The sequence below is a fragment of the Mycobacterium sp. genome, from assembly GCF_035653355.1.
In the GTDB taxonomy this organism is placed as follows: Bacteria; Actinomycetota; Actinomycetes; order Mycobacteriales; family Mycobacteriaceae; genus Mycobacterium.
Genome location: NZ_DASRBZ010000119.1, coordinates 1 through 3,690, shown reverse-complemented (window position 1 = coordinate 3,690; position 3,690 = coordinate 1). Strand labels below are relative to the sequence as shown.

Annotated in this window: 3 protein-coding genes; 2 read left to right on the top strand and 1 reads right to left on the bottom strand. The window is 68.2% G+C overall.

The window, feature by feature from the left end:
* On the top strand, positions 1-2,685 hold a 2,685-nt coding region (gene carB, locus VFA16_RS03750), incomplete at its 5' end, for a carbamoyl-phosphate synthase large subunit (protein ID WP_324966520.1).
* A gap of 2 nt (positions 2,686-2,687) precedes the next feature.
* Complete coding sequence (pyrF, locus tag VFA16_RS03745; RefSeq protein WP_324966519.1) at positions 2,688-3,512, top strand: orotidine-5'-phosphate decarboxylase; 825 nt, start codon at positions 2,688-2,690, stop codon at positions 3,510-3,512.
* Between the two features lie 25 nt (positions 3,513-3,537).
* Here the strand turns inward: pyrF and VFA16_RS03740 are convergent.
* On the bottom strand, positions 3,538-3,690 hold a 153-nt coding region (locus tag VFA16_RS03740), incomplete at its 5' end, for a TOBE domain-containing protein (protein WP_324966521.1).

The following is a 3,690-nucleotide window of genomic DNA, read 5'->3' as shown; positions in this document are numbered from 1 at the left end:
GAGCTCGAGCTGATGCGCGACGGACACGACAACGTGGTCGTGGTGTGCTCGATCGAAAACGTTGATCCGATGGGCGTGCATACCGGCGACTCGGTGACGGTGGCGCCGGCGATGACGCTGACCGACCGGGAATACCAGCGAATGCGCGACCTGGCCATCGCGATCCTGCGTGAGGTCGGGGTCGACACCGGCGGCTGCAACATCCAGTTCGCGGTCAACCCGCGCGACGGTCGGCTGATCGTCGTCGAAATGAACCCGCGGGTGTCACGATCCAGTGCGCTGGCGTCCAAGGCCACCGGCTTTCCGATCGCCAAGATCGCGGCCAAGCTGGCCATCGGCTACACCCTCGACGAGATCCTCAACGACATCACCAAGGAAACCCCGGCCTGCTTCGAACCCACGCTCGATTACGTGGTTGTCAAGGCGCCGCGGTTCGCGTTCGAGAAGTTCCCCGGCGCCGACCCGACGCTGACCACCACCATGAAGTCGGTCGGTGAGGCGATGTCGTTGGGCCGCAACTTCGTCGAAGCCCTCGGCAAGGTAATGCGGTCGCTGGAAGCCGGCCGTGCCGGGTTCTGGACGACTCCCGACCCGCCCGGCGGCGTCGACGAAACACTTCAGCGGCTGGCAAAACCGTCGGAAAGCCGGCTCTACGACGTCGAATTGGCGCTGCGGCTGGGTGCTTCCGTCGAGCAGGTCTCGCAGGCCTGCGGCGTCGACCCGTGGTTCGTCGCCCAGATCGCGCAACTGGTCGAGTTGCGCGCGGAGCTGGTCGACGCCGCTGTGCTGGACGGTGACCTGCTGCGCCGCTGCAAGTACAGCGGGCTCTCCGACCGCCAGATCGCCGCGCTGCGACCGGAACTGGCCGGCGAGAACGGCGTGCGCTCGCTGCGTCAGCGGCTCGGCATCCACCCGGTGTACAAGACCGTCGACACCTGCGCCGCGGAGTTCGAGGCCAAGACGCCGTACCACTACAGCAGCTATGAGCTGGACCCCGCCGCCGAAACCGAGGTGGCCCCACAGAACCAAAAGCCCAAGGTGCTCATCCTCGGCTCCGGGCCCAACCGGATCGGGCAGGGCATCGAATTCGACTACAGCTGCGTGCATGCCGCAACCACGTTGAGCCAGGCTGGCTTTGAGACCGTGATGGTCAACTGCAACCCAGAGACGGTATCCACGGACTACGACACCGCCGACCGCCTGTATTTCGAGCCGCTGACGTTCGAGGACGTGCTGGAGGTGTTCCACGCCGAATCCCATTCGGCACAAGATGGTCCCGGCGTGGTCGGCGTCATCGTGCAACTGGGCGGCCAGACCCCGCTCGGCCTGGCGCAGCGGCTCGCCGACGCCGGGGTTCCGATTGTCGGCACCGCGCCGGAGGCCATCGACCTGGCCGAGGACCGCGGCGCGTTCGGGGATGTGCTCACCGCTGCCGGGCTGCCGGCCCCCCGTTACGGAACCGCCACGACCTTCGACCAGGCCCGCCGCATCGCCGCGGAGATCGGCTATCCGGTGCTGGTACGGCCCTCGTATGTGCTGGGTGGTCGCGGCATGGAGATCGTCTACGACGATGACACGCTGCAGGGTTACATCACCCGCGCGACCGCCCTCTCACCGGAACACCCGGTGCTGGTGGACCGTTTCCTCGAGGACGCCATCGAGATCGACGTGGATGCGCTGTGCGACGGGAGCGAGGTCTACATCGGCGGGATCATGGAACACATCGAGGAGGCCGGTATCCACTCCGGCGACTCGGCGTGCGCGCTGCCGCCGGTGACGTTGGGCCGCACCGACATCGAGAAAGTCCGGAAAGCAACCGAGGCCATCGCCCACGGCATCGGCGTCGTCGGCCGACTCAACGTGCAATACGCCCTCAAAGACGACGTGCTCTACGTGCTTGAGGCGAACCCGCGAGCCAGCCGCACCGTGCCGTTCGTGTCCAAGGCAACCGCGGTTCCACTGGCCAAGGCATGTGCACGAATCATGTTGGGGGCCAGCATCGCCCAACTACGCGCGGAGGGCATGCTGACGGCCTCCGGTGACGGTGCAACCGCGGCGCCGGACGCCCCGATCGCGGTCAAGGAGGCCGTGTTGCCGTTCCACCGGTTCCGCACCGTCGAGGGGGCCGGCATCGACTCGTTGCTCGGCCCGGAGATGAAGTCGACCGGCGAGGTAATGGGTATCGACCGCGACTTCGGCAGCGCGTTCGCCAAAAGCCAGACTGCCGCCTACGGTTCGCTGCCGGCCGAGGGCACAGTGTTCGTGTCGGTGGCCAACCGCGACAAACGCTCGCTGGTGTTCCCGGTCAAGCGGCTGGCCGACCTGGGCTTTCGGGTGCTGGCCACCGAGGGCACTGCGGAAATGTTGCGCCGCAACGGGATTCCCTGCGAGGTCGTTCGCAAGCATTTCGAAGAGCCCCGTCCCGGCCGCCCCGCGCTTTCGGCGGTCGACGCGATCAGGGCCGGTGAGGTCGACATGGTGATCAACACCCCCTACGGCAACTCCGGTCCGCGCATCGACGGCTACGAAATACGTTCGGCCGCCGTGGCGATGAACATTCCTTGCGTGACGACGGTGCAGGGCGCCTCGGCGGCGGTGCAGGGCATCGAGGCGGGGATCCGCGGTGACATCGGGGTGCGTTCGCTGCAGGAGCTGCACAGCGCGCTGAACAACGGTGGGCGCTAGGCATGCCCGGGTTCGGCGCCCGGCTGCGCGACGCAACGGCGCAGCGGGGACCGCTGTGTTTGGGGATCGACCCGCATCCTGAGCTGCTGCGTGCCTGGGACGTGCCGACCACGCCCGATGGTCTGGCGTCGTTCTGCGACACCTGTATCGAGGCCTACGCCGGCTTCGCCGTCGTTAAACCGCAGGTCGCGTTCTTCGAGGCCTACGGGGCCGCCGGATACGCGGTGCTGGAGCGCACCATCGCCGCGCTGCGCGACACCGGCGTGCTGGTGCTGGCCGACGCCAAGCGCGGCGACATCGGCTCCACGATGGCGGCCTACGCCCAGGCCTGGGTAGGCGACTCGCCGCTGGCCGCCGACGCCGTCACCGCGTCGCCGTATCCCGGATTCGAGTCCCTGCAACCACTCTTGGACACCGCCACCGCGCACGGGCGCGGCGTATTCGTGCTGGCGGCAACCTCAAACCCGGAAGGTGCGGCCATCCAACGGGCCGACGCAGGCGGCCGGACCGTTGCCCAGTCGATCGTCGACGCGGCGGCGGAGGTGAACCGGGCGGCCCTGCCAGAGCCGGGTTCGGTCGGCGTGGTCGTCGGGGCCACGGTCGCCGATGTGCCCGACGTCAGCGAACTAGACGGGCCGGTGTTAGTGCCCGGCGTGGGGGCGCAAGGCGGTCAGGTCGACGCGCTCGGCGGACTGGGCGGGGCCACGGCGGGACAGCTCCTGCCTGCGGTGTCGCGCGCTGTGCTGCGATCTGGGCCGCGTGTCACCGACCTGCGCGCGGCCGCGGAGCGGATGCGAGACGCCGTGGCCTACCTCGCCGCGGTCTGAGATCCCGCGGTCCAAGAGCTCGGGGTCAGGAGAATTCTTCCGGGGTTTCGACGATGACGGTGGTGGCCTTGACCACCGCCACGGCGACACTGCCAGGCTCCAGTTTCAGCTCGCGGGCGGCCTCGGTGCTCATCAACGACACCACGGTGAAGGGCCCGCACTGCATCTCCACCTGCGC

Coding starts and splice junctions, on each gene's coding strand:
- pyrF (WP_324966519.1), top strand. CDS start 2,688: ATGCCCGGGTTCGGCGCCCGGCTGCGCGACGCAACGGCGCAGCGGGGA.